The following is a 22,861-nucleotide window of genomic DNA, read 5'->3' as shown; positions in this document are numbered from 1 at the left end:
ATAAATTAGTCAAGAAAAAAACTCAAAATAATTAATTATAAAATACCTCGAAACACTTAAAAATGAATTTAGAAGAAATTTCTTTGATGGGAGAACGCAATGTCTCCAACTCATTAGCAGGAGCTTTAAATAGAAATATTTTAAGGCTTAGAAAAAAAATTATCCAAGAAAGTTTAACTGATTTTGATGCCGTGGAACATCGTCTAGAATCAGTGATCTCCGTTCATGGAATCCAATTTATCAACGATAGCAAAGCTACCAATATCAATGCTACATTTTACGCATTACAGAGTATGAAAAATCCTACCATTTGGATTGTAGGCGGCGTTGACAAAGGAAACGATTACAGCGAATTAGTTCCGCTTGTGAAGAAAAACGTAAAAGCCATCGTATGCTTAGGAATTAATAACGAAAAAATTAAAGCTACCTTTAGTGGCATCGTTCCTCAAATCATTGAAACAAAAACAATGAAAGATGCCGTAAGCTCAGCGTATATGCTTGGCAAAAAGGGTGACACTGTCCTTCTCTCCCCAGCTTGTGCTAATTGCGATTTATTTGAAGACTATCAAGAGCGTGGGCGTCAATTTAAAAAAGAAGTAAAAAATCTATAAATGAACTGGCTGAATAAAATATTTTTAGGCGACAAGTACCTCATTGCATTCATTATGCTTTTGGCAATATTTTCTCTATTACCTGGCTTCTCAGCTAGCTCAAGCATCGAGTACGCTGCCCAGACTGGAACCGTTTGGGGGCAATTTGGCAAACAAGTCGCTTTTCTAGTCATCGGTTTAGTCATTTTATTCAGCATGCAGCGAATTGATTACCGTTATTTTGGCGGATTTGCTATTTTAGGCTTGCCCTTCATCGTGCTATTGTTGATTTTAACTTTATTGCAAGGCACCAGTATTGATGGAGCCAATGCCTCTCGTTGGCTAAAGCTACCTGGCATCCCATTATCAATACAAACTTCCACTTTGGCCTCAGTCGTTTTGATGGTCTACGTTGCACGGTATTTAACTAAAATCAGGAATAAAAAAATTGAATTTAAACAAACTATTTTACCTCTTTTTATACCGATTTTTGTTATAGTCGGATTAATTTTCCCAGCAAATGGTTCTACGGCTATCATCTTGTTTGCTATGGTAATGATGCTACTATTTTTAGGAGGTTTTCCTATCCCATATTTAGTCGGCATTGGGACAATAATTTTAGTCGGGGCAGGTTTATTTATATTTGCTGCCTTGAATTATGGAGACCAATTTCCTAACTCCCGCGTTCACACTTGGAAAAACAGAATTGAACGCTTCCAAAAACCCGCAAGCAATAGCCTTGAATCTTGGCAAGAAACCAATGCCAAAGCAGCTATAGTAGAAGGTGGAATCACTGGCAAAGGCCCAGGGAAAAGCGCCATAAAGCACACACTCCCACAAGCATCTTCAGATTTCATTTATGCGGTAATCATAGAAGAGTACGGATTGATAGGTGGCGTGAGTTTACTTTTTTTATTCCTACTAATTTTATTTAGAATCATCATCATCGGAACAAAAATTCACACCTATTTCGGAAGTTTACTCGCTTTTGCGATTGGAATCCCCATTGTCTTCCAAGCCTTGATAAATATGGGTGTCGCCGTTGGTTTATTCCCGACTACGGGTCAACCTTTGCCTATGATTAGTTTTGGGGGCACATCGTTGTGGATTACGTGCTTATCTTTCGGTATTTTATTAAGCATCAGTCGACAAATTTTGCCTAAAGAAGAAATTCAAAAAGAAGAAAAAATAAAAAGTGAAGCAGACCTACAAGACATTGCCTAAATTCATCTTCAGTGCTGGGGGCACGGGAGGCCATATTTACCCTGCAATAGCAATTGCAGATGAGATTCGTACACGCTTACCCAAGGCTGAGTTTTTGTTCATCGGCGCCAACGGGAAAATGGAAATGGAAAAAGTCCCCCTCGCAGGCTATGACATCAAGGGTATAGACATCAGTGGAATACAAAGAAATCGCTGGTGGGCAAATTTTTGCTTGCCTTACAAAATTTTTAAAAGCCTTAGAAAATCTAGTAAAATCATCAAAGAATTTTCGCCAGATATGGTCATCGGGACAGGTGGATACGCTTCGGGACCAGCGATGTGGGCAGCTGCTCGGCGAGGTATTCCGATTTTAATTCAAGAGCAAAACTCATTTCCAGGAATTACAAATAAATTGCTAAAAAACAAGGCTTTTGCTATCTGCACAGCTTATCCTAAAATGGAGAGTTTCTTCCCAGTGGGTAAAATTCATTTGACTGGGAATCCTATCCGCTCAGAATTATTCCAGCATTTGCCCGAGCAGCGAAAAGCAAAAGAAGCTTTAGGTTTCGACCCCGATTTACCCATGGTTTTCTCCTTTGGCGGTTCATTAGGTGCGAGAGGCATCAACAATGCTTGGAAGGCAAATTTTGAAACCTTAAAAAATTCAGAGATTCAGCTGCTTTGGCAAACGGGTAAGACAGATTTTTTAAGCCTTAAAAAATTTGATGGAAAATCAAGAAAAATTCAATTGAAGGAATTTATCTATGATATGCCCATGGCGTATGCCGCCGCAGATTTAATCGTGGCTCGTGCTGGTGCAATGTCTATTTCTGAGCTGAGCTTAGTCGGGAAACCAACTATTTTTGTGCCTTTACCTACGGCTGCGGAAGACCACCAAACGAAAAATGCACGAAGTTTGGTAAATGAAAATGCAGCTATAATGATTGCTAATGAAAATATTTCAAGCTCTATAATGCCTGTAATTCAAGATTTATTATCGGATACCAATAAACAAAAAAAATTGAGTGAGAATTTCCTGAAATTAGGCAAGCCTTACTCTACCCGAGATATTGTCAATATTATTTTTGAAAAATTGGGAATTGAAGCATGATAATTTTTGATTTAAAATATTATTTCTTAAGCCTTAAAAAATTTTAGGATGAAGCGTAAATGGGTCTTACTTAAAATACTTATGTTCCTAGTCTTTTTAGGTTTTCTTTTGATTTTTTCTCAAAAACAATTTGAGAAGCGAGAGATTAAAAATATAATTGCTAAAATTGACTATGCTGATGGGAATTATTTCATTACCGAAAAAGTTGTGAAAGAAATTTTAGGAGAAACACATCGAGATTTCCCCAAAATGGCTATGAAAAGCGTGGAAATTAATCGTATGGAAGAGAATTTAAAGAAAAATCCTTTCATCAAAAATGCGGAGGTTTTTTTGGAAAACAACGGCTTTTTGCATACCAATATTCAGCAAGAAAAACCGATTGCGCGGGTCAATACGGGGAAAGAGCAGTTCTACATCACGCAAGAAGGAAAAAGAATTCCACTATCACAGCATTATTCGACTCAAGTTATGCTGGTAGATGGGCCAGTGGATTCTGTAGACTTTGCTCTCATAAGCGAATTAGTTCAAAAAATAAATGAGGATAACTTGTTGAAAAACCTTATCGTCGGAACGCATAAAAATAGTAGAAATTCCTTTATTTTGTTGCCTGCGGATGGTGGGTATGTTCTTGACTTAGGGAATTTAGAAAATGTGGATAGAAAATTAGACAATTTTAAAGTTTTTTATAGAGAGTTTTTAGCTGTAGCAGACAGTATTCCTTATAAGAGATTTAATTTGAATTTTATCAACCAAATAGTTGCACAAAAATAGAATGAAAAAAACAAACAATAAAATAGCAGTTGGATTAGACATCGGAACGACCAAAATTGTCGTCATGGTTGGTCAAAAAAATGAACACGGCAAGCTGGAAATCATTGGCGTTGGGCGTTCTAAAAGTTTGGGGGTTCACCGTGGGGTTGTAAACAATATTACACAAACCATCAATTCCATCAAAGAAGCGGTAGCACAAGCAGAGTCTGACTCTGGGTACAAAATTACTGATGTGACTGTGGGAATAGCTGGGCAACATATCCGTAGTTTACAGCACAGCGACTACATTACTAGAAATAATTTTGAAGAAGTGATTGACGAAGAAGACATTAAAAAACTCATCAATCAAGTACACAAATTAGTTATGTTGCCTGGCGAAGAAATCATTCATGTTTTACCCCAAGAATTTAAGGTGGATAGTGATGGTGATATTCACGAGCCAATGGGTATGTATGGCAGTCGCTTAGAAGCTAATTTCCATGTGGTGGTAGGGCAAATTACTTCTATCAAAAATATTGCACGTTGTGTGAAGAGCGCTGGACTTAATTTAGCTGGTATTACCTTAGAGCCTATTGCTTCTTCATCTGCATCGCTCAGCAAAGAAGAAAAAGAAGCTGGTGTTGCATTAGTAGATATTGGTGGCGGAACAACTGATATTGCTGTTTTCAAAGACAACATCATTCGTCATACTTCTGTGATTCCGTTTGGTGGGAATGTGATTTCTGATGATATAAAAATTGGTTGCTCTATCATCGAGAAACAGGCTGAGCAGCTAAAGGTGAAATTTGGCTCTGCTTGGCCAGGCGAGAACAAAGAAACAGAGATTGTCGCCATCCCAGGACTGAGAGGAAGGGAACCTAAAGAAATATCACTAAAGAAATTAAGCCAAATTATCCATGCTCGTGTGAACGAAATTCTAGAGCAGGTCTATATGGAATTGAGACATTATGGCTGTGAAGAGGAGAAGAAAAAATTAATTGCTGGTATCGTATTGACTGGGGGAGGAAGTAAACTCAAGCATATTCGCCAATTGACTGAGTACCTGACTGGTCTAGATACGCGAATTGGCTACAGCAACGAGCATATGGCAAGCGGGCAATCGGACTTAATCAACAGCCCAGAATATGCTACTGCCGTGGGGCTCGTACTCAAAGGCATCGAAAAACTAGAAGAGCAAGAGTTATACTTTGCCCAAAAGGAGGATGAAGAGTTTACTACTGAAAGTCTCCCTACAGAAAATAAAGCTGAACAAAATAGCTTAACGGAACAGCCTTTGAATGAGGAAAAAGCAGATGATAAAAAAGTAGATAACAAAAAATCAGAAAAGCCAGAAAGAGAGCAGTCTAGCTTTAAGCCTAAATCTAGTATTTTCTCTAAATGGACTGACAAATTTATTAAAATGATTAACGAAACTGAATAAATTTACCAATTATGGATTTTAACAATATGGATTTTGAAATGCCTAAAAACAGAAGCGCTGCCATCAAAGTCATTGGCGTTGGCGGTGGGGGTAGTAATGCGGTGAATTACATGTTTGAGCAAGGAATTACTGGTGTTGACTTTATCGTGAGTAATACTGATGCCCAAGCTCTAGATAAAAGCCCAGTTCCTATCAAAATTCAACTCGGAGCAAACATCACAGAAGGTCTAGGTGCAGGAGCAAATCCTGAAGTAGGTGAACAAGCTGCCTTAGAAACTTTAGATGATATTAAAAATATATTAGACAGCAATACCAAAATGGTATTCATCACGGCAGGAATGGGCGGTGGGACAGGTACAGGAGCTGCCCCCATTATTGCAAAATGTGCTAGAGAAATGGGAATTTTGACTGTTGGCATTTGCACAGCTCCTTTTTCTTTTGAAGGTAGAAAACGTTTAGACCAAGCCAAAGAAGGTATTGAAAAATTACGCTCTAGTGTAGATTCACTCATCATTATAAACAATGACAAGCTCCGTGAATTATATGGAAATCTAGGTTACAAAACGGGTTTTGCCAAAGCAGACGAAGTGCTGTCTACTGCAGCCAAAGGGATTGCAGAGGTCATCACACACGAATATTCCATCAATATTGACTTGAGAGATGCCAAAACCGTTTTGGCTGATAGCGGCACGGCTATCATGGGCTCAGCAAAAGCTAGTGGTGAAAGTAAAGCCAAAAAGGCTATCGAAGCAGCTCTAGATTCTCCATTGTTAAACGATAATAAAATTACAGGTGCAAAAAATGTCTTACTGCTCATCGTTTCTGGTGATGATGAAATTACAATGGATGAAATCGGCATCATAAACGATTACATCCAAACCGAGGCTGGCAATAATGCTAATATCATCATGGGAATGGGTGAAGATGAAGATTTAGGTGATGAAATTAGTGTTACTATCGTAGCGACAGGTTTCCCGCTTGAGCAACAAGATTTTAATGGGCAAGAAGATAAAACCATTGTTCATACATTGGAAGATGAACATCATACACCTATTCATTTCTCTATTTCACAAAAAGAAAAAGATAAAAAAGAAAGTGCAACAGAAGATAATATAGTACATTCTAAGCCAGCATCTTCTGCTACTGAAAATTCAAACAAAGAATATTCTGAAGAAGAAGGAACTGAAGAAGAAAATATTTTCAATTTCCAAATAATAAATCAACTGGAAGCAGAAGAAAAAGGCTATAAAGATGAGGTTTATGAAACTGAAAATCAAATTAATTTCAACCAAGATGAACCTGAACCTAAGGAGCCAGAAAATGAATTAATGGAAAAAAATAGTAGCAAATACACGCTCTTTTCTTTGGATGAAGATTGGGATGATGAACCTGAAACGCCCTCTGTTTCTAGAAATTTTAGAAATCAAGAAACGGCAGGTGATTTTGCTCCCCGAAAAACTAACAACTCTAATGAAAATTTAAAAATCGGTGAAAGCAAAAGCAATTTCACACCTCCACAGCAGGACACTTCTCTATCTCCTAAAAACACATTCCAAACTCAAGAAGTAGAGGTAGATACGAAGGAAGAGCCGAAAATTAAAAGTCATTTTGAAAATGAGTTGTCTCAGCAGATTAATGAAAGAAGAGAACGCCTGAAAAAGTTTAATTACAAATTCAAAACTAGCTTAAAAGAAAGACAAGAAATGGAAGAAATTCCTGCCTATGAAAGAAATGGCATAAAATTATCTGAATATAAGCATGAACGCCCTTCTCGCTATATTGTAGATGAAGATTCTGATAATAACATCAAAATCAGACCTAATCATTTTTTACACGATAATGTAGATTAAAAACTTTATTATGAAATTAGAAGAAAAAATCATGTCAGAAATGAAATCTGCCATGAAAGCAAAAGATAAAATTGCCCTAGAAGCACTTCGAGCCATTAAGTCAGCTATTTTGATGGCAAAAACGGATGGTTCTGGCGACGAACTAGATGAAAGTACTGAAATCGCATTGCTACAAAAACAAATTAAAATGCGAAAAGATGCCGCAGAACAATTTGAAAGTCAAAACCGAAAAGAAATGGCTGAAAATGAATTAAAACAAGCCGAAGTGATCGAGCGTTTTTTACCAGAGCAAATGAGTGATGAAGAAATCAAATCTGCGGTAATTGCTATCATTCAAGAAGTGGGTGCAGAAAGCATGAAAGATATGGGGAAAATTATGAATCTTGCCAACGAAAAAATGGCAGGGAAAGCTGACGGTAAGACTATTGCAAATATGGTCAAAAATCTATTAAACCCTTAAAATTTGAATTATTAACAAAATAATTTTTCTTTAACGCAAGTTTAACGACTTGCGTTTTTTCCTTTATTAAAAGGGGGTTGCTCTCTAAATCTCAAAAATTTTCACCTTATTTAGAATCATTATAAGGAAATTACATCTTCATACCTATAAATTTGGCGCTTATTAAACATAAAAAAATAGAAGTATGAAGACACTTGCGCTTTCTACCTATATGATTTTTAATCTATTATCAGCTCCTTCTTCAGTTGACGAAATGAAAACTGAAAGTGAACTAAAAACTGCCAAAGTTTCGTGGTATGGAAAAAAATTCCATGGGAAAAAGACGGCTAGTGGTGAAATTTACAACATGTATGAATTAACCGCAGCTAATAAAAAATTACCTTTTGGTACGCGTGTGAAAATCATTAATCCCAAAAACGGCAAAGAAGTTATCGTTACCATCAATGACCGCGGCCCTTATGTGGGTTCTCGTAAATTTGATTTAAGCAAAGCTGCTTTTGAAAAAATTGCAGACCCTGTAACGGGAGTTATTCGTATTCAGTACGAAATTCTATAAAATTTTTCAAGGCTTAAAAAATTTTAAGCCTATTTCACTTTTTTAAGCAAAATCGTATAAACTGGAAAATGGTCTGAAACCCCTTGAGGATTGTACTGATCGCCAGCAAACATCCTCTGCGGATAGCCCTTGTACGCTCCTGTTGCTGTCTCTAAATAATAAGGCTTAAAAATTCTTGTTTGGTAAACTTGATAAGATTCAAAATCTTGACGCAGTAGATTTCTACTCACGATAATTTGGTCAAATAAATTCCAAGAATCTCTATACGCTAAAGTCCCATTGCCTTTTCTAAAGTCTCTGAGCAGCAGATTCACCCATTTTTCTGACTCCCCTCCAGCGCCTAAGACTTTCGTGATACTTTCATCTGTCGGGTTATCATTAAAGTCGCCCATCACTAGAATCTTCACTGATGGGTTTTTAGCCTTAATCGCACTCATTTCGGCTTTTAAAACTTGAGCTGCTTTTTCTCGTTTAGGGAAACTTACCGCTTCACCGCCTCGCCTTGATGGCCAGTGGTTTACAAAAACATAAATTTGCTCTCCATCTAGCTCTCCCCCTACTTTCAGAATATCTCTTGTGTAGTCTCTAGCCCCTTTTTCATCATAAACTTCTACTTCGATTTTTTTCTTTTCGTGAACGACAAAACGTTTTTTTTGATAAATCAAAGCTACATCAATCCCGCGTGCATCCCAAGAATTGAAGTGAACAAGCCCGTAATCTGCTTTTTCTAAAGCCTTAGAATGAATTAAATCTTGTACTACTTCTCTATTTTCAACTTCAGCCAAACCTACTAGCACAGGGAAATCTTTTGTTTTGTCTCGCCCTAAGTTAGCGATAACTTGGCTCAGATTTTCAATCTTTTGCTGGTAACGCTGGCTAGTCCAAGTTTTGGGCCCAGTAGGAATAAAATCTTCTGCCAAAATCAATGGGCGAATAATTTGCTTTCCTTTTAAATTTTCTTCAGAATAGCGGCATTTGCAATTCACTGTATCGAGTACAGGTATTTTTTCTTGAGAGATTGAGGTATGATAAAATTCATCTTGATAATCTAAATTCCCATTGACAAAACCCGCTGATGGAATTGTATCAAATAAATTTTCCACGTTGTAAAACCCAATAGTAGCAGCCCGAAATTGGTTTTCTTGTGCATGAAATTTTTTAAGGCTTAGAAAAATAATTAAAATTTTTATAATGAAATTATACCGTTGCATATTTTAAATATAAGAATTTTTTTTTACCTTGATTATTTATTATTAAATTTAAAGAAAAAAATATGCGCTACTGCATTTTAATTATGCTTTTTTTATGGAGCTTGATTTCTTTTGCTCAAACCAAAATCACAGGGACAGTTCATACCTCTGCAGAAGAAAAACCGCTCTATAATGCCAAAGTCACGCTACAAGAAACTGGCGAAGAGGTAATCACAGATCGTATTGGTTACTTTCAATTTATGAATATATCACCAGGAATTTACACGCTACAAATTAGCATGGAGGGATATGCTCGCTACCAAGAGAAAATTAAAATCCAAGCGGAGCGTATTTATGAATTGGGTGATATTTATCTTACCTTCAATCCTCAAAATTCAGATTTAGGCATCATCACTTTAAGCTCTGAAGAATTTGATGCTGAAGAAAATACCTCAGGAGCTCCTGCTACTCTTTTAAGTGCGACCAAAGATGTTTTTTTACAGACTGTTGCTTATGATTGGGGGGCTTTTTGGTTTCGCCCGAGAGGCTTGAATAATGAAAATTCTTCGGTTTTACTCAACGGTATTTCTATGAATAAGATAAGCCATGGCCGTGTTGACTATGGAAACTGGGGAGGATTAAATGACATCATACGCTATCCTGAGGAAAGTGCCTTTGGTATTAACTCTACAGACCATGCCTTTGGCGATTTAGGTGGGCTGACTTACTACGAAACTCGCCCATCAAAATTAAGGACTGGGACTGGACTCTCTTATTCTTTGACTAACCGTAGCTACCGACAACGATTGATGTTGACTCACAACACGGGTTTGATGAAAAATGGCTGGGGGGTTGCTGCTTCTGCTTCCCGAAGATGGGCTAATGAGGGGCGGATACCTGGAACTTTTTATGATGCTTGGGCTTATTTTTTAGGCATTGAGAAAAAGCTGAAAAATCATTTTTTTAATTTGAGTATATTGGGAGCTCCTTATCGCCGTGCAGGCAATAATCCCAATACAAACGAAGCTTATAACTTAAAAGGCATCAATTATAATGCATACTGGGGCTACCAAAACGGAGTAAAACGCAGCGAAAGAGTAAAAGATAATTTTGAACCGATTTTTCAACTTTCTCACCACTGGAACATTAATTTGAAAAATCAACTTAAAACAACATTATCATACCAAACAGGGTATAATAAATACTCGAGATTAAATTGGTACAAAGCCAATAATCCTTCACCCATCTATTACAGAAATTTACCCTCTTATTTTTACTACCTCAATACAAGAAATAAAGAAAATTTAACAGATGATGAGAAACAAAAATATGACTCTCAACTTCATAGCTGGAGGAATGATGAAAATTGGAGTCAAATTAATTGGGAAAATTTATACCGAGCTAACTTAAATCTTAACAGCTACGCTGCTTACTATTTGGCCAATGATGTGAACAAAGATGATGCCTTTGGCTTGTATTCTCATTTAAGAAGTCAATTGAATGAAAATACGACCTTGAATATCGGCTTCCAACTAAAAAACACTCATTCTCATAACTTTAGAGAGGTTTATGATTTGCTCGGAGCTTCTTATGCTTTAAATCTTGATGATTTTTCCGATAATTCTTTTAGCGGAAAATATAATGAAAATGACCAAAATTTGCAGAAAAAAGAGGGTGAAATCATAGAATATAATTATAAAATTAATCATCATTATTATGAGATTTTTAGTGGATTGAATTATAAAAAATCTGCTTGGAATGTCAATCTGATGGGGAAAATGGCTTACACTGCTATGCAGAGAAATGGATTATTCAAACACTATGCACACGGCAATAGCTTTGGGAAAAGCAAGGATTTAAACTTCACTGATTTTGGCGGAAAATTAAATATTCTGTACAGAATCAACGGCAACCACTATTTGCGCCTCAACGGTGCTTTTTTCACCAAAGCCCCTTCTGCATCAGTAGCTTTTCCCTTGGGGCGATACTCAAATACCTTTCAACCAGACATTCGGGCGGCAGAGATGACTTCTTTAGATTTTTCTTATTTATTGAGAACGCCAGATTTTAAAGGAAATCTTACTGCTTTTTATACCATAAGCAATAACGAAACGCAAACCAGTTTTGGCTACATACAGCTGGTGCAAGACAATGCTTTTTTCAACAAAAATTTGTTCATTGCAGAAGTTTTAAATGGTGTGCAAAAAGAATATAAAGGTATTGAGCTTTCTCTAGAAGGTAAAATTTCTAAAACCCTAGCGGCTACCGCTGTTGCTTCCATTGGTGAATACATCTACAAAAATAATCCTAATTTGTATTATTTCTCAGATGATTATGCCAGTTCAGATGGTTATAAGCTTATCGGCAAAACATACCTGAAGAACTATAAATTGCCTGGGACTCCGCAACAAGCTTACCACCTAGGTCTGCAGTACCGTTCACCGAAGTACTGGTGGGTTGGTTTATCTGCAAATTATTTTAAAAATCAATATATCAACATTTCACCTTCTCGCCGCACAGATAATTTTACGCATCTACCAAACGGTAAATTATATAAAGACTTACAAAGTGAAAATGCTGAAGCGCTTTTAAGAAAGGTTTTGAAACAAGAAAAATTTAGCAATGAAATGATGCTAAACCTCAACGCTGGAAAAACCTTTAGGTTAGGGCAATACTACATGGGCATCAGTCTATCTATCAATAATTTACTGAATAATAAAAACTTTAAAACCAGCGGTTTTGAGCAATTAAGGCTTGGGAATTACGAAGCTGCTGCGAATGAGAATTACTCAAAAGTCTTTGGTAATAAATATTGGTATAATCAAGGTTTAAATTACTTTTTAAATGTCTTTTTAAGATTTTAAATTACAAAAATTATGAAAAAATTCATATTACTATCACTCATCTCATTTTATTTCTCAGCTTGTGTTCAAGATGATAAATTCGATATTCCAAATTTAAATTGTCAAGAACTTTGGGCAACTAATACCCAAATCGATGATTTATTGAAAAAAATATCGACAGATCCCATTACCATTGAAGAAGAATTAGTCATAGAAGGTTTTGTTGTTTCTAGCGATGAAACTGGGAACTTTTACAAAGAATTAATCATTCAAGACCAACGGGAAAACCCAACTAAAGGCTTGAAAATCAGTATCAATAAAGCTAATTTGTTTAATGACTTCCCATTGGGTAGCAAAGTTCTAGTCAATGCTAAAGGTTTGACTTTGGGTTTAAGCAATGGCATACCAACTTTGGGCGATGGCTTATACCAAAAGAAAAATCCTGGGCAAATTGAAGCTAACGTTTTATACAATCATGTGGATAAAACTTGTGATAAAATTCAACCAATCCAAGCGAAAAGTTTTGAAAATATAAAGGCTTTAGTAAAAAAAGAAAATTTAAATCAATACATTCAGTTAAACAATGTTTACTTTCAAAATGGCGGAGAAGCAAGCTTCCATGATGCTAAAAGCTCTTTTGCGACGACCAATCGCTATTTAATAGACAGCGAAGGAAGAAAAATTGCTGTGAGGACAAGCAAATACGCTAAATTTTCTAAAGAAACTTTACCCAAGGGAGTCGGTAATTTAAAAGCTGTTTTGAGCGCCTATGATAGCAACAATAATGGGCTGACGGATAGCGAGTATCAACTAACATTGGTGAGTCTCAACGATATTAATTTTGACTCATCCATTGAACCTAACAATAAAAATGATAAAAATATCAACACCTATTTTTCTTGTCTGAGTGAAGATTTTCAATCCTTTGAGAGTAAAAATGAAAACTTTGAAAAGTATATCAACTACTACGCTGGTGAAAAAAGAAAATGGCAAATTGTAGAATTTAATCAGAATAAATACATCCAAATCTCTGCCTATAAAGCGACAAAGCCCATTAAAACTTATTTTATCATTCCTGTAAATTTTGATAAAGCAGATGCATTCTCATTCAAAACCAAAGATGGTTTTTACAACGGGGATGCATTGAGCGTTTATTGGGTCAATGATTTCTCTGATTTAAAGAATTTAAAGTTAGAAAATGATATAACTTCTGAATTTAATATCTCAAAAAATTCCAAAAATAACTACCCCTCTGATTTTGTAGATTCGGGCGAATTTAATTTAAATAAACTGAGTGGGAACGGCGCTATTATTTTTATGTACTCCGCTGATCCTAAAAATATAACAACGACTTATCAAATTGATGACATCCAAATAAAAGATAATGAAAATGAAACTTGCCAATAAGATAATTTTTCTAAGCCTTTTATTTTTTTTCATCAAATTTGTACCAGCCCAAACGGTCATTATTTCTGAGAATTTCAAAAATGGAATCCCTAAAGCATGGGAAGTTTCTTCTACCAACCCTTACCGCACTTGGGAAGCTAAAAACTATAGAGATTTTCATTACGTAAATATCTCCGCTTTTGGTGGGAGGAACAAACCTGCAGTAGATGTTGTGAGCAGCCTGTATACTCCAGAAATTTCTGATTCACTGCAAGCTTGCAAATTAAAATTCAGTTTAGCTGATGCCTATAGTAACGGGCAACCTTTATCCGTATACATTACTGATAATGAGAAGAATATATTGAAGAAAATTCCAGAGAAACACTTTACTAGCTTTATCAATAATCCTGGTAAATACGACAACCGATATGATGTCACCTCATGGATTAACCTACCAAAATTGGAAATCCCCTACAAAATTGAGTTTCGGTATACCAGCAACAAGGAGGTTTCTACCACCATACAACTGAATGAAGTTGATGTTTGGTGTCAATAGTCATTTTTTTCAATTACAGCACTTGCTTCCAAAACTTTACTCTTAGATTTTTTTTAATCTTTCTTTTGATGAAGAATAACTTCTCGATAAATTCAAGATTTTTTATAAGGCTTAAAAAATTTAGATTTAAAAAAATCCCCCAATGTGATGGTGCTTTTCATTCTCGCTTAATTTCTGAAGTCAAAGATTAATTTTCCCCGAAACGGAACCTTTTTTCGTTACAAAAGAATCTCTTTTATCTCTGATTGAAAAAGTAATAAAGTTCTGCTGCTCAGGGAATTCATTCACCAGCATCGAATTCAAAATCTCAATACTGGTAATCTGCCCAGGGCTAGGAATTTCAAAATAAATACGTGTTGCTTTGGGCGAGGTTTGTGCTTTTAAATAATTATACGATTTCGAAACGCCATTTACCTTCACTTGGAAGTGATTTCTCAAATACGTTTCCACAGCGCTATTAAAGCTTGATTCATTACTCACCTTCACGCCTACCGCTTTTTCTAAATCTTCTGTCACAAACTTAGAGGTGAAAGTCAAAGCTGTATTTCCTTCATTATATTCAACTTTTGTAGTAGAGGTATGAAAGTCATTTAGCTTTGTAAACGAATAAATTCCCAAAATTAGTACAAGGAAAAATGAAAAGTATTTTAAAAATTTCATATCTTAAACTTTTAACTAATTCTGCTAGCGATAAACGTTCCAAATCAGATTTTTAATTGTTAAAATTTAGAAATTCGCCATCCACTGAGTCCAAGGAATCATATAAAAACACAATGTAGCTAGCAAAACAAAGGCTAAAATTGAACCTGTTATGTAACTATTCTTTTTCAGTTTTGCATTGGCTATTGTCATCAAAATCACTGCAGTAAACATCATCACTGGGTGTTCCAGCGCTAGGAGTCTCGGCCCCGTTTGCATCGCAATTCCATCTGCCCAAGAGCTCTGAACTACAGGCGAAAACACATATAAGGCTAATCCAAAAACGAACTGAATATGAAATGACAAAACGGTGTAGAAACTTACTTTTCGCAAACCAATGTGAATGGGTTTTTTGGTGAAAAAATAATACAGCGTTGCTGCTAATAAAATTAATGAAAGTAATACTACGATAAAAGCCCAATAGCTGTGAAAGTGTTTTAAAGCAACGTAAAGATTCATAATTTATAATTTTGTGCCAAGATATGATAAAAGTTATTAATAATAAAAAGAAATTTTATTAACCCCACCAATGTTTTGAGTTTGAGACTCTATCTTTTTTTTAAAATCCCCCTCCATTTTCCGAATTCTCAAATTTCAAAAATCACATTTTATCAAGAAAAATTTTTAAAGGCTTAAAAAAATTCTAATTTTTTATAGCTTTGATTTCTGAATGCAAGTAAAAAAAACCTTTGAATTTCTTCAAAAATTCAATGCCAATAGCGGAACTTGGGTTTTCGCCGCTACGCTTTTTAATAAACTGATTCTTTTCGTTATTAAATTGGGCATTCTTTTTTATTTTGAAAAAGCCGTTTACGGGCAAATCACTTATGCGGTTTCCATCGTTGCTTTTTTCACACCTTTTGTAGGTTTAGGCTCGCCATCTGGCTTGCTTCGCTACGGTTCTATCGTAAAATCAGCACAAGAAAAAAAAGAAATCTCACACTATGTCTTTACTCAAGGGCTAGGGCTCTCGCTAATGATGGCGGTTCTTTTGCTCCCCATCGTTTGGTTTTTTGCTAAAGACAATGCTACCACTTACCTTTTTTTAGTGATTCTCTGTTTTCGAATGGTCAGTTTATTCCTCTTTAGTTATCAATCAGTTGAGATGCGCATTCACGATTTAAACAAAAGATTTGCTCAGTTTGATTTAGTCAATAGTCTGCTGCTACTCGCTGGTGCATTGGTTTTGACGTTGCTTTTCAATGCAATTGGTTATATACTTTCGCTGGTTTTAGTTCCCATTTTCGTATTCATTCTTTATGCCATCAAATTTGGTTGGCCTCAATGGAGAAAAAAGATTTCCGATAATATTTCGCTCAAGTCATTTTGGGCTTACTCAGTTTGGGCAAGTTTTTCTAATGTGCTGACAGAAACGGTCTTCATCGTAGACAGCATTTTGATTGGACTTTTGATGAGCGACACCGCCGTGGCAGAATATAACGTGGCTGGGCTCATTCCCATCAATATTTTGATTTTGCCCATTATTTTTATGAAGACAGATTTCCCGCAAATCGCAAAAAACTTCAAAAACAGAAATTTCCTCAAAAATTATTATCAACAATTTTTCATTCTTTTTCTTATCATTTGCACAGCAGGAATGCTCATTGCTTATTTCCTCGGCGATTGGATTTTAAGCTTCTTTGGCAAAGACTATGAACCTTATTCCATTTTTATAATCCTGATGCTCGGAGCCAGTATCAGTATATTATTTCGTATCCCGCTCACCAATATGATTAGCGCCTTTGGCAAAACACGCTTTAATACCATCACTGGCTTCATTACGATTTTAGCAGACATTGGATTAAATTTATATGCCATCCCTAGGTATGGTCTTATCGGGGCCGCTTGGGCCACGACTTCAGCATTGATTTTAAGCGGATTATTGAGTTTAATTTATTTTTTCTACTATTTAAAAAAAGAAACTATTTAATTTTTTTAAAGCCTTAAAAAATTCCTTCATCCACCAAACTCAAATACGCTGTTTGAGTGATGATTAAATGATCTAAAACTTGTACATTCATGATTTCCCCTGCTTTTTTGATATTTTGAGTCAAATTCAAATCAGCTTCACTAGGTTTTAGCTTCCCACTCGGGTGGTTGTGCGATAAAATAAGTGCCGTTGCGTTTAATTCCAGTGCATATTTGAACACCAATCGCTGGTCGACCAAAGTCTGCGAAATCCCTCCAGAACTGATTTTCTGATACTTTAAAACTTTGTTGGACTGGTTTAAGTATAAAACCCAAAATTCCTCGGTTGGCAAATCTCCGATGATGGGTTGCATAATGCCTGCCGCAGCTTGGCTAGAACTAATGATGGGCTTCTCCAACGCCTGTTGCAAAGCTCGTCGCCGACCGATTTCTAAAGCAGTAATGATGCTGATGGCTTTAGCCTCTCCCACGCCTTTGAATTCACAAAGCTCTTTGATGCTTTTCTGGGCTAATTCGTGCCAATTATTCTCTGATTTGCTCAGAATTCTTTTGGCCAAATCTACCGCTGTCTCTTCCCGATTCCCGCTGCCCATAATGATGGCTAGAAGTTCGGCGTCAGACAAACTGGATTTACCTTTTAGCATTAATTTTTCTCTTGGTCGGTCATCTTCTGCCCAAGATTTTATGTTTGTGGTCTTTTCAGAATACGATGTCTTCATCTCGACAGAATGTATAGATTTTTAGTATTTTTTTTTAAGCCTTAAAAAATTTTTATTTACAACCCCCTTCTGATTTCAGCCTAGATATTCTTTCATAGACTTCTTCCACATTACAAAACCTGCGATAGCTAAAATCATGAAAACAAGGTACTGAATGGAGGTCACCGCTAAACCTTTATAGAGGTATAAGGGCACCGAAATTAGATCTCCCAAAATCCAAAAAAACCAATTTTCAACTTTCCTCCTCGCCATCACCCACATTCCTACCAAGAAAATCCCTGTGGTGCAAGTATCTACATAGTCGGTCCATTGGTAGTGGAATCCCACTTCATTCATTTTGGTCAAGTCAAAATTTTGGCTCAGCACAGGGCGGAAGTAATAAATCGCTAATACCAAAACGGCACTTGTCAAAAAAAGTAAAACGGCAAAAAACCATTCTTTTTTGGTCATATACTCAACTTCTACATGCACTTGGTCTTGCGTGTTTTTTGACCATACAAACCAACCGTAAATACTCATCATTGTGTAGTAGAAATTTATCAGCATATCGCCATATAAACCCCAATTGAAAAGTAAATAAATGTAAATCAACGTAGAAATAATGCCTGTCGGGAATACCCAAATATTTCTTTTCATCGAAAAAAATACGCTAGAAATCCCCATGATTGTTGCTAAAACCTCTAAAGCTATTTTCCAAGGCTCGTAAGACTGATAGGGTTCTATAAGAAAGTTTAAAATTTCTTGCATCATCTGTTTATTTAATATATAAACTTAATCCGTCGGCAAAATTTCTATCATTAGCTAACCGCGGTGGCTTGAATTGCCCGCCGAGTTTCCCGATAGATTTCAAGTAAGCGTGGAATCCCCCTGCCTGAACGATTGAAATTTTTAAAGGCTTTAAAATTTTACCATGAATTAAATCATCATAGTAAGTGTTTAGCCGACGCATTTCTTCATCCAATAGCAAACTAAATTTTTCTAAATCTTCTGGCTCTTTTTCAAATTCTACCAACCACTCGTGGTAGGGTAAACCAACCAACGGATTCACCTGTGGAGCGACGTGAAATTCTTTAATCTCGGCAGGCATTTTCTTTAGCACTTCTGCTATTGCTGTTTCAACTTCTTGCCCAATCACGTGCTCGCCAAAAGCAGAAGTAAAATGTTTGATTCTCCCCGTTACACGAATTCGGTAAGGCTCCAAACTCGTGAAACGAATCGTATCGCCAATGGAGTAGGCAAAAAGCCCAGCCTTTGTCGTTAAAATCAAAGCATAATTGACGTCTTTTTCAACCTCGGCAATGCCAATCCGCGTCGGTTTTTCATCAAAATATTCTTCTACTGGAATAAATTCATAGAAAATATCCTTGCTTAGCAAAAGCAGCAAATCCTCGGAATCTAGCTGATCTTGATAAGCGATAAAGCCTTCAGATGCTGGGTAAGTTTGTATTACATCGATTTTCTCTCCCAGCAAAGCATCTATTTTTTGACGATACGGATCGTAGTTAACCCCGCCCGTCACGATTAATTGCAACTGCGGAAACATTTCTGTGAGTGTTTGATTTGATTTTTTTCTGAGTCTTTCAAAATACATAATCATCCACGGTGGAATTCCGCTGATTAGCGTCATATTAGCTTGGTGTGTTTCATCCACAATTCGGTCAACTTTTTCTTCCCAGTTTTCAATTGTATTGGTTTCCCAGCTGGGTAATCTATTTTTTTGCAGATATGAAGGAACGTAATGTGCTGAGATTCCACTAAGTCGGCCGGCTTGTATTCCTCTTTCTTCTTTAAGCTCGGGGTTTCCTTGTAAAAAAATCATTTTCCCGTTCACAAAATTGGCATTCCCTTTATTTTGAATATAAAAAAGTAGTGCATTCCTCGCCGCCTCAATATGATATGGAATTGATTCTCTAGAAATCGGGATATATTTTTCTCCAGAAGTTGTACCCGAAGTTTTCGCCCAATATTTTGGTTTCCCAGGCCAAAGAACGTTCAACTCTCCTTGCCTTATTCTATCAATATAGGGTTTTATATTTTCATAATCTTGAATTGGCACATTTTTTACAAAATCTTGATGATTTTTGATATTTCCAAAATAATGTTTTTTACCAAATTCCGTGTTTTTTGCTTTTCTTATGATTTCTGCAAAAACTTTTTCTTGAGCTTCAACAGGATGCGCCATCCACTTTTTTTCTTGCAGAACAATATATCGTGCAAAAATTTTTGCAATAAATTTCTTAAGCATTTTTTTGAGTTTAAAAATCAATGTATTCCTCTGGGTCTACTGCTTTTCCCTGCACCCACAGCTCAAAATGTAAATGAGGGCCAGTAGTCAATTCTCCTGTATTTCCTACCTGTGCTATGGCTTCACCCTTTTTTACCATATCGCCCTGTTTTTTATAGACTTTAGCACAATGTTTATACATTGAGATAATATCGTTAGCATGCCGTATGATGAGCGTATAGCCAGCATCTGGCGTCCAGTTAGAGAAAAGCACATCGCCATCTGCAATAGATTTTATAACGTCGCCTTCGCCAGCGCTAATGTCTACGGCCAAATGTTTTTCGGTCAAGTCAAATTTCCCAGTCACAAAGCCTTTTACAGGCGTGAAATATTTCGCATCAGGCACTGTGTTTTTAGATGCCTTCATCGCTTCCATTTCTTCTTTTTCTATCTGAATTCTGAACAACGAGTCTTCTTCGCTCGGTTTGAATAATTCTGAATCGGGATTTAGATGGAATTTATTGACCACGAGGCTGTCTACCTTTTCTGCTTTGATATTGCCACTCACTACAGCTTGTATACTTTTTATATAAAGCTCATTGGCTTCTAAATTATTCTCAAGCTCCAGAATTCTTTCATTTAATTTCAGAAGTTGATTTTTATACGCAGCTTGGTTTTCTATAGTTGGGGAAATGAAATACTCTTTCAAAGGCGAATACTTTAAACCCAAAAAAATCAAAGTGGTAATCAAAATCATAAAAAAAGTGAAAAATAGCAAACTATTGAGCGGTGTAAGTTTAATGAGAAATACCGAGCGCTTATCTTCATCATCCAGCAGTTGAAGCTGGTAATGACTCAGCATTTTTTTGTCTAATCTTTTTTGATTTCTTTTTTCCATTGCTATAGTGTGCAAATATCTGAATCTAAATCCGATTTAAAAATAATCTGAGTAATTTCTATATTTTTTATTTATGAATATAAAGCTTTTAAATTGTAATTTTGCAATGCTTATGAGTAAAATAAAATCAATCGGATTCGTTTTTTTACTGTTTTTTTTGGCAGGATGCTCTACAAAAAAAGACAGCCTCAAAAACCGCTATTATCATAATCTCACGGCGTGGTTCAATACACTTTTCAATGGCCAAGAAGCCATCAATCAAAAATTAAAAGAACTGGAATCCAGTCATCAGGACAATTACTTTGAAATACTGAACGTTGACCCTCTCTCAGAATTTAAAGAAAATAATGATTCTGAAGTCATTAGTTATCAACCAGGTAAGGGAATCAATATGTTTTCTCAAGTTTTTAACCTTGGTGAAAATAAGCAAGAAGAAAAAAATGCAAAAACTGGCTTTGAAAAAGCAGAAGAAAAAGCACTAAAAGCCATCGCTGAGCACTCTATGCTAATTCGTGGAAAAGAAAGAAACCGACTGATGGCTCGTGCCTACTTGATGCTGGGGCAAGCAAGGTATTACCAAGGAAAATCTATGCAAGCTCTGGAAGCGCTAAGAGAGGTGCAAAAACTGCCTTTTGACAAGCATCATCATCAAGCTATTTTTTTCGAAGCTTTAGCTTTACAGCAGTCTCAAAATGATGCTGAAGCCTTAGAAAAATTAGCCGAATTAGCTCAAAAGGATTTAAACAAAAAACTTAAAGCTCAAGTTTTTAAGCACTTAGCTCAGTCTCAATTTTTAGCTGGGGATGAATCTTCTGCCATCGAAAATATGAAATTGGCCATCGATGCAACTAGAAATAAAAAGCAACAAGCGCGTTTGAATTTCATTTTAGCCCAATACTTGACGCACACCAAAGCCTACAAAGATGCTGCTCCTTATTTTGCAAAAGCTTATAAACTCAAGCCAGGATTTGAGATGGAAGCTCGTGCAAAACTTTTTAAGGCTTTAAATTTTCAGCCTGAGCACCAAAATTATTTCAGCCTAAAAGAAGATTTACAGCAACTACTGAAAAAAGGAACTTACAAAAAATATTACAACGAATTTTATTATGGATTGGGTAAATTAGAATTAAAACGCGACTCTCTCAGCTTGGCAAAAAACTACTTTGAAAAAGCTTTGCTCGAAGACATTTCAGACGAAAGATTCAGAGGAGAAACTTTTGCTGAAATGGCTGATATTTACTTTAGAAATTCCGATTACATCTACGCCGCTGCTTACTATGACAGTGCTGTGGCAAAATACCCAGAAAGCACACGAAAAACTGAGCTGCAAGAAAATCAAAAAGCTCTCAATTCTATCAAATCCAAATATTACACAATTCGCAAAAATGATAGCATCATTGCAATTGCAAAAATGGAACCCAAAAAACAGGAAGAATTTTTCAAGAATTTTATTGAAAATTTAAAAATTCAAGATGAAAATAAAATAAATCAAGAGCAAGAAATTAATCAAAATTTCTATACAGATAATCAAAATATTAACTTTAGTTTTGAGGAAAGAAAAAGAGGTAAATTTTATTTCTACAATCTTTCTACTCAATCTGCTGGCGAGCAAAAGTTTATCAATCTTTGGGGAAACCGAGGGCTTAATGACGACTGGCGATTTAGCACTGCTACGGCATCGAGCATCGAACAAGAGAAAGCAATGCTGACTGGCGTTGCCGATACATCCAATCCCCGCCGCTATGAGGTTTCTTATTATATAGAAAAAATCCCGAGCCCAAAATTGGTGGAAAATCTAAAAGTAGAACGAGACTCACTTTCGCTGCTTTTGGGCGTGGAATATTATGAGGTTTTGAAAAATCAATCTCTGGCAAATCAGACGCTGAAAGATTTGCTCAACAGCCCACCTGCACGCCAAGAGGTGAAAGAAGAAACCTTGTATCAACTCTACCGCATCAATACCAAAGATGAAACTTTGGCTCAGCAGTATAAAAATCAACTCATCAGTGAGTTTCCAAAATCGATTTTTAGTCAATATTTACTCCATCCGCAAAAAAGTCTAAAAAACAGTAATAGCACAGCGGCGATGCAAATCTACAATCAGATTTATGATTTGTATGCACAACAAAACTTTGAAGGTGTACATGAGCTTTACCAAAAAGCCCAAACCGATTTTGCAGAAGAACCTATTTTCATCAAAATTGAATTCATCGAAGCCTTTTCGTTGATTAAAACTCATGGTGCAGAAGATTATTTGAAAGCACTAGAACGCATTTCAACTCAATATACGCAATCTCCTGAGGCTCAGCATGCAAGGCAATTAATCAATGATTTTAATGCTAAATTCAAAAAAAATCCAAATGCAATAATAGGGCAATAAAAGCACTGAAAACAAGGATACAGAATGAAAACTTTATGGCACAGGAAGTCTTTCGTTTTGTGATTTAATTTTTTAA

At 36.1% G+C, this 22,861-nt stretch carries 20 protein-coding genes; 13 read left to right on the top strand and 7 right to left on the bottom strand.

Translation table 11 applies throughout. The annotated features are described in order from the left end of the window. The first annotated feature begins 62 nt into the window (after window positions 1–62). From QOX03_RS01425 to QOX03_RS01390, 8 genes are all read left to right on the top strand, one after another. Window positions 63–611 (top strand): glutamate ligase domain-containing protein, encoded by a 549-nt coding sequence (locus tag QOX03_RS01425; RefSeq protein WP_283671209.1) that lies wholly within the window; start codon window positions 63–65, stop codon window positions 609–611. Next, window positions 612–1,814 (top strand): FtsW/RodA/SpoVE family cell cycle protein, encoded by a 1,203-nt coding sequence (locus tag QOX03_RS01420; RefSeq protein ID WP_119058698.1) that lies wholly within the window; start codon window positions 612–614, stop codon window positions 1,812–1,814. It abuts the gene before it with no gap. Then, complete coding sequence (gene murG, locus QOX03_RS01415) at window positions 1,786–2,904, top strand: undecaprenyldiphospho-muramoylpentapeptide beta-N-acetylglucosaminyltransferase (protein WP_283671208.1); 1,119 nt, start codon at window positions 1,786–1,788, stop codon at window positions 2,902–2,904. Before QOX03_RS01420 ends, murG begins: the two co-directional genes overlap by 29 nt. 48 nt (window positions 2,905–2,952) lie before the next feature. Then, the gene (locus QOX03_RS01410) at window positions 2,953–3,675 is read left to right on the top strand and encodes a cell division protein FtsQ/DivIB (RefSeq protein WP_283671207.1); all 723 of its coding nucleotides are present in this window, start codon (window positions 2,953–2,955) and stop codon (window positions 3,673–3,675) included. Between the two features lies 1 nt (window position 3,676). Continuing rightward, window positions 3,677–5,095, top strand: a complete 1,419-nt coding sequence (ftsA, locus tag QOX03_RS01405) for a cell division protein FtsA (protein ID WP_119058701.1) — start codon at window positions 3,677–3,679, stop codon at window positions 5,093–5,095. Between the two features lie 11 nt (window positions 5,096–5,106). After that, window positions 5,107–6,945 carry a cell division protein FtsZ gene (gene ftsZ / locus QOX03_RS01400; protein ID WP_283671206.1) on the top strand — a complete coding sequence of 613 codons (1,839 nt, stop codon included), beginning with the start codon at window positions 5,107–5,109 and terminating at the stop codon, window positions 6,943–6,945. A gap of 10 nt (window positions 6,946–6,955) precedes the next feature. Further along, a complete protein-coding gene (locus QOX03_RS01395) occupies window positions 6,956–7,405 on the top strand; it encodes a GatB/YqeY domain-containing protein (protein ID WP_283671205.1) in 450 nt (149 codons plus the stop codon). Between the two features lie 184 nt (window positions 7,406–7,589). After that, a complete protein-coding gene (locus tag QOX03_RS01390) occupies window positions 7,590–7,961 on the top strand; it encodes a septal ring lytic transglycosylase RlpA family protein (protein WP_283671204.1) in 372 nt (123 codons plus the stop codon). A gap of 29 nt (window positions 7,962–7,990) precedes the next feature. On the opposite strand, the gene QOX03_RS01385 is transcribed toward QOX03_RS01390, so the two are convergent. Continuing rightward, entirely contained in the window at window positions 7,991–9,172 is a 1,182-nt protein-coding gene (locus QOX03_RS01385) for an endonuclease/exonuclease/phosphatase family protein (protein WP_283671203.1), read from the bottom strand. Window positions 9,173–9,255: 83 nt separating this feature from the next. Between QOX03_RS01385 and QOX03_RS01380 the strand changes: the two genes are divergently transcribed. The 3 genes from QOX03_RS01380 to QOX03_RS01370 are packed head-to-tail and all read left to right on the top strand — an operon-like array spanning window position 9,256 to window position 13,936. Beyond that, complete coding sequence (locus QOX03_RS01380; RefSeq protein WP_283671202.1) at window positions 9,256–12,015, top strand: carboxypeptidase-like regulatory domain-containing protein; 2,760 nt, start codon at window positions 9,256–9,258, stop codon at window positions 12,013–12,015. A 12-nt stretch (window positions 12,016–12,027) separates the two neighbouring features. Continuing rightward, entirely contained in the window at window positions 12,028–13,401 is a 1,374-nt protein-coding gene (locus QOX03_RS01375) for a DUF5689 domain-containing protein (RefSeq protein WP_283671201.1), read from the top strand. Beyond that, on the top strand, window positions 13,379–13,936 hold the full coding sequence (locus QOX03_RS01370; protein ID WP_119058705.1) for a choice-of-anchor J domain-containing protein: 558 nt from the start codon (window positions 13,379–13,381) through the stop codon (window positions 13,934–13,936). The genes QOX03_RS01375 and QOX03_RS01370 overlap by 23 nt, the downstream gene beginning before the upstream one ends. Window positions 13,937–14,116: 180 nt before the next feature. Here the strand turns inward: QOX03_RS01370 and QOX03_RS01365 are convergent, their stop codons facing one another. After that, the gene (locus QOX03_RS01365; RefSeq protein ID WP_283671200.1) at window positions 14,117–14,596 is read right to left on the bottom strand and encodes a DUF6702 family protein; all 480 of its coding nucleotides are present in this window, start codon (window positions 14,594–14,596) and stop codon (window positions 14,117–14,119) included. 66 nt (window positions 14,597–14,662) lie between these two features. Further along, window positions 14,663–15,094 carry a hypothetical protein gene (locus QOX03_RS01360; RefSeq protein WP_283671199.1) on the bottom strand — a complete coding sequence of 144 codons (432 nt, stop codon included), beginning with the start codon at window positions 15,092–15,094 and terminating at the stop codon, window positions 14,663–14,665. A 211-nt stretch (window positions 15,095–15,305) separates the two neighbouring features. Between QOX03_RS01360 and QOX03_RS01355 the strand changes: the two genes are divergently transcribed. Then, window positions 15,306–16,565 carry an oligosaccharide flippase family protein gene (locus tag QOX03_RS01355; RefSeq protein ID WP_283671198.1) on the top strand — a complete coding sequence of 420 codons (1,260 nt, stop codon included), beginning with the start codon at window positions 15,306–15,308 and terminating at the stop codon, window positions 16,563–16,565. A 13-nt stretch (window positions 16,566–16,578) separates the two neighbouring features. Here the strand turns inward: QOX03_RS01355 and radC are convergent, their stop codons facing one another. The 4 genes from radC to QOX03_RS01335 all read right to left on the bottom strand — a co-directional run bounded on the left by radC (window position 16,579) and on the right by QOX03_RS01335 (window position 20,405). Beyond that, window positions 16,579–17,283, bottom strand: coding sequence for a RadC family protein (gene radC / locus QOX03_RS01350; protein WP_119057054.1), 705 nt, complete (start codon window positions 17,281–17,283; stop codon window positions 16,579–16,581). A 75-nt stretch (window positions 17,284–17,358) separates the two neighbouring features. Further along, entirely contained in the window at window positions 17,359–18,033 is a 675-nt protein-coding gene (gene pnuC, locus QOX03_RS01345; RefSeq protein WP_434800608.1) for a nicotinamide riboside transporter PnuC, read from the bottom strand. 4 nt (window positions 18,034–18,037) lie between these two features. Further along, window positions 18,038–19,528 (bottom strand): GH3 auxin-responsive promoter family protein, encoded by a 1,491-nt coding sequence (locus QOX03_RS01340; protein ID WP_283671197.1) that lies wholly within the window; start codon window positions 19,526–19,528, stop codon window positions 18,038–18,040. A gap of 10 nt (window positions 19,529–19,538) precedes the next feature. Next, the gene (locus QOX03_RS01335; RefSeq protein ID WP_283671196.1) at window positions 19,539–20,405 is read right to left on the bottom strand and encodes a M23 family metallopeptidase; all 867 of its coding nucleotides are present in this window, start codon (window positions 20,403–20,405) and stop codon (window positions 19,539–19,541) included. Window positions 20,406–20,517: 112 nt separating this feature from the next. Between QOX03_RS01335 and porW the strand changes: the two genes are divergently transcribed. Beyond that, window positions 20,518–22,785 (top strand): type IX secretion system periplasmic lipoprotein PorW/SprE, encoded by a 2,268-nt coding sequence (porW, locus tag QOX03_RS01330; RefSeq protein ID WP_283671195.1) that lies wholly within the window; start codon window positions 20,518–20,520, stop codon window positions 22,783–22,785. Window positions 22,786–22,861: the final 76 nt, after the last annotated feature.

Origin of the sequence: Candidatus Ornithobacterium hominis (assembly GCF_951229915.1) — a bacterium.
Lineage (GTDB): Bacteria > Bacteroidota > Bacteroidia > Flavobacteriales > Weeksellaceae > Ornithobacterium > Ornithobacterium hominis.
The sequence above is the reverse complement of the archived record's forward strand: the minus strand, read 5'-3'. Positions and strand labels throughout refer to the sequence as shown.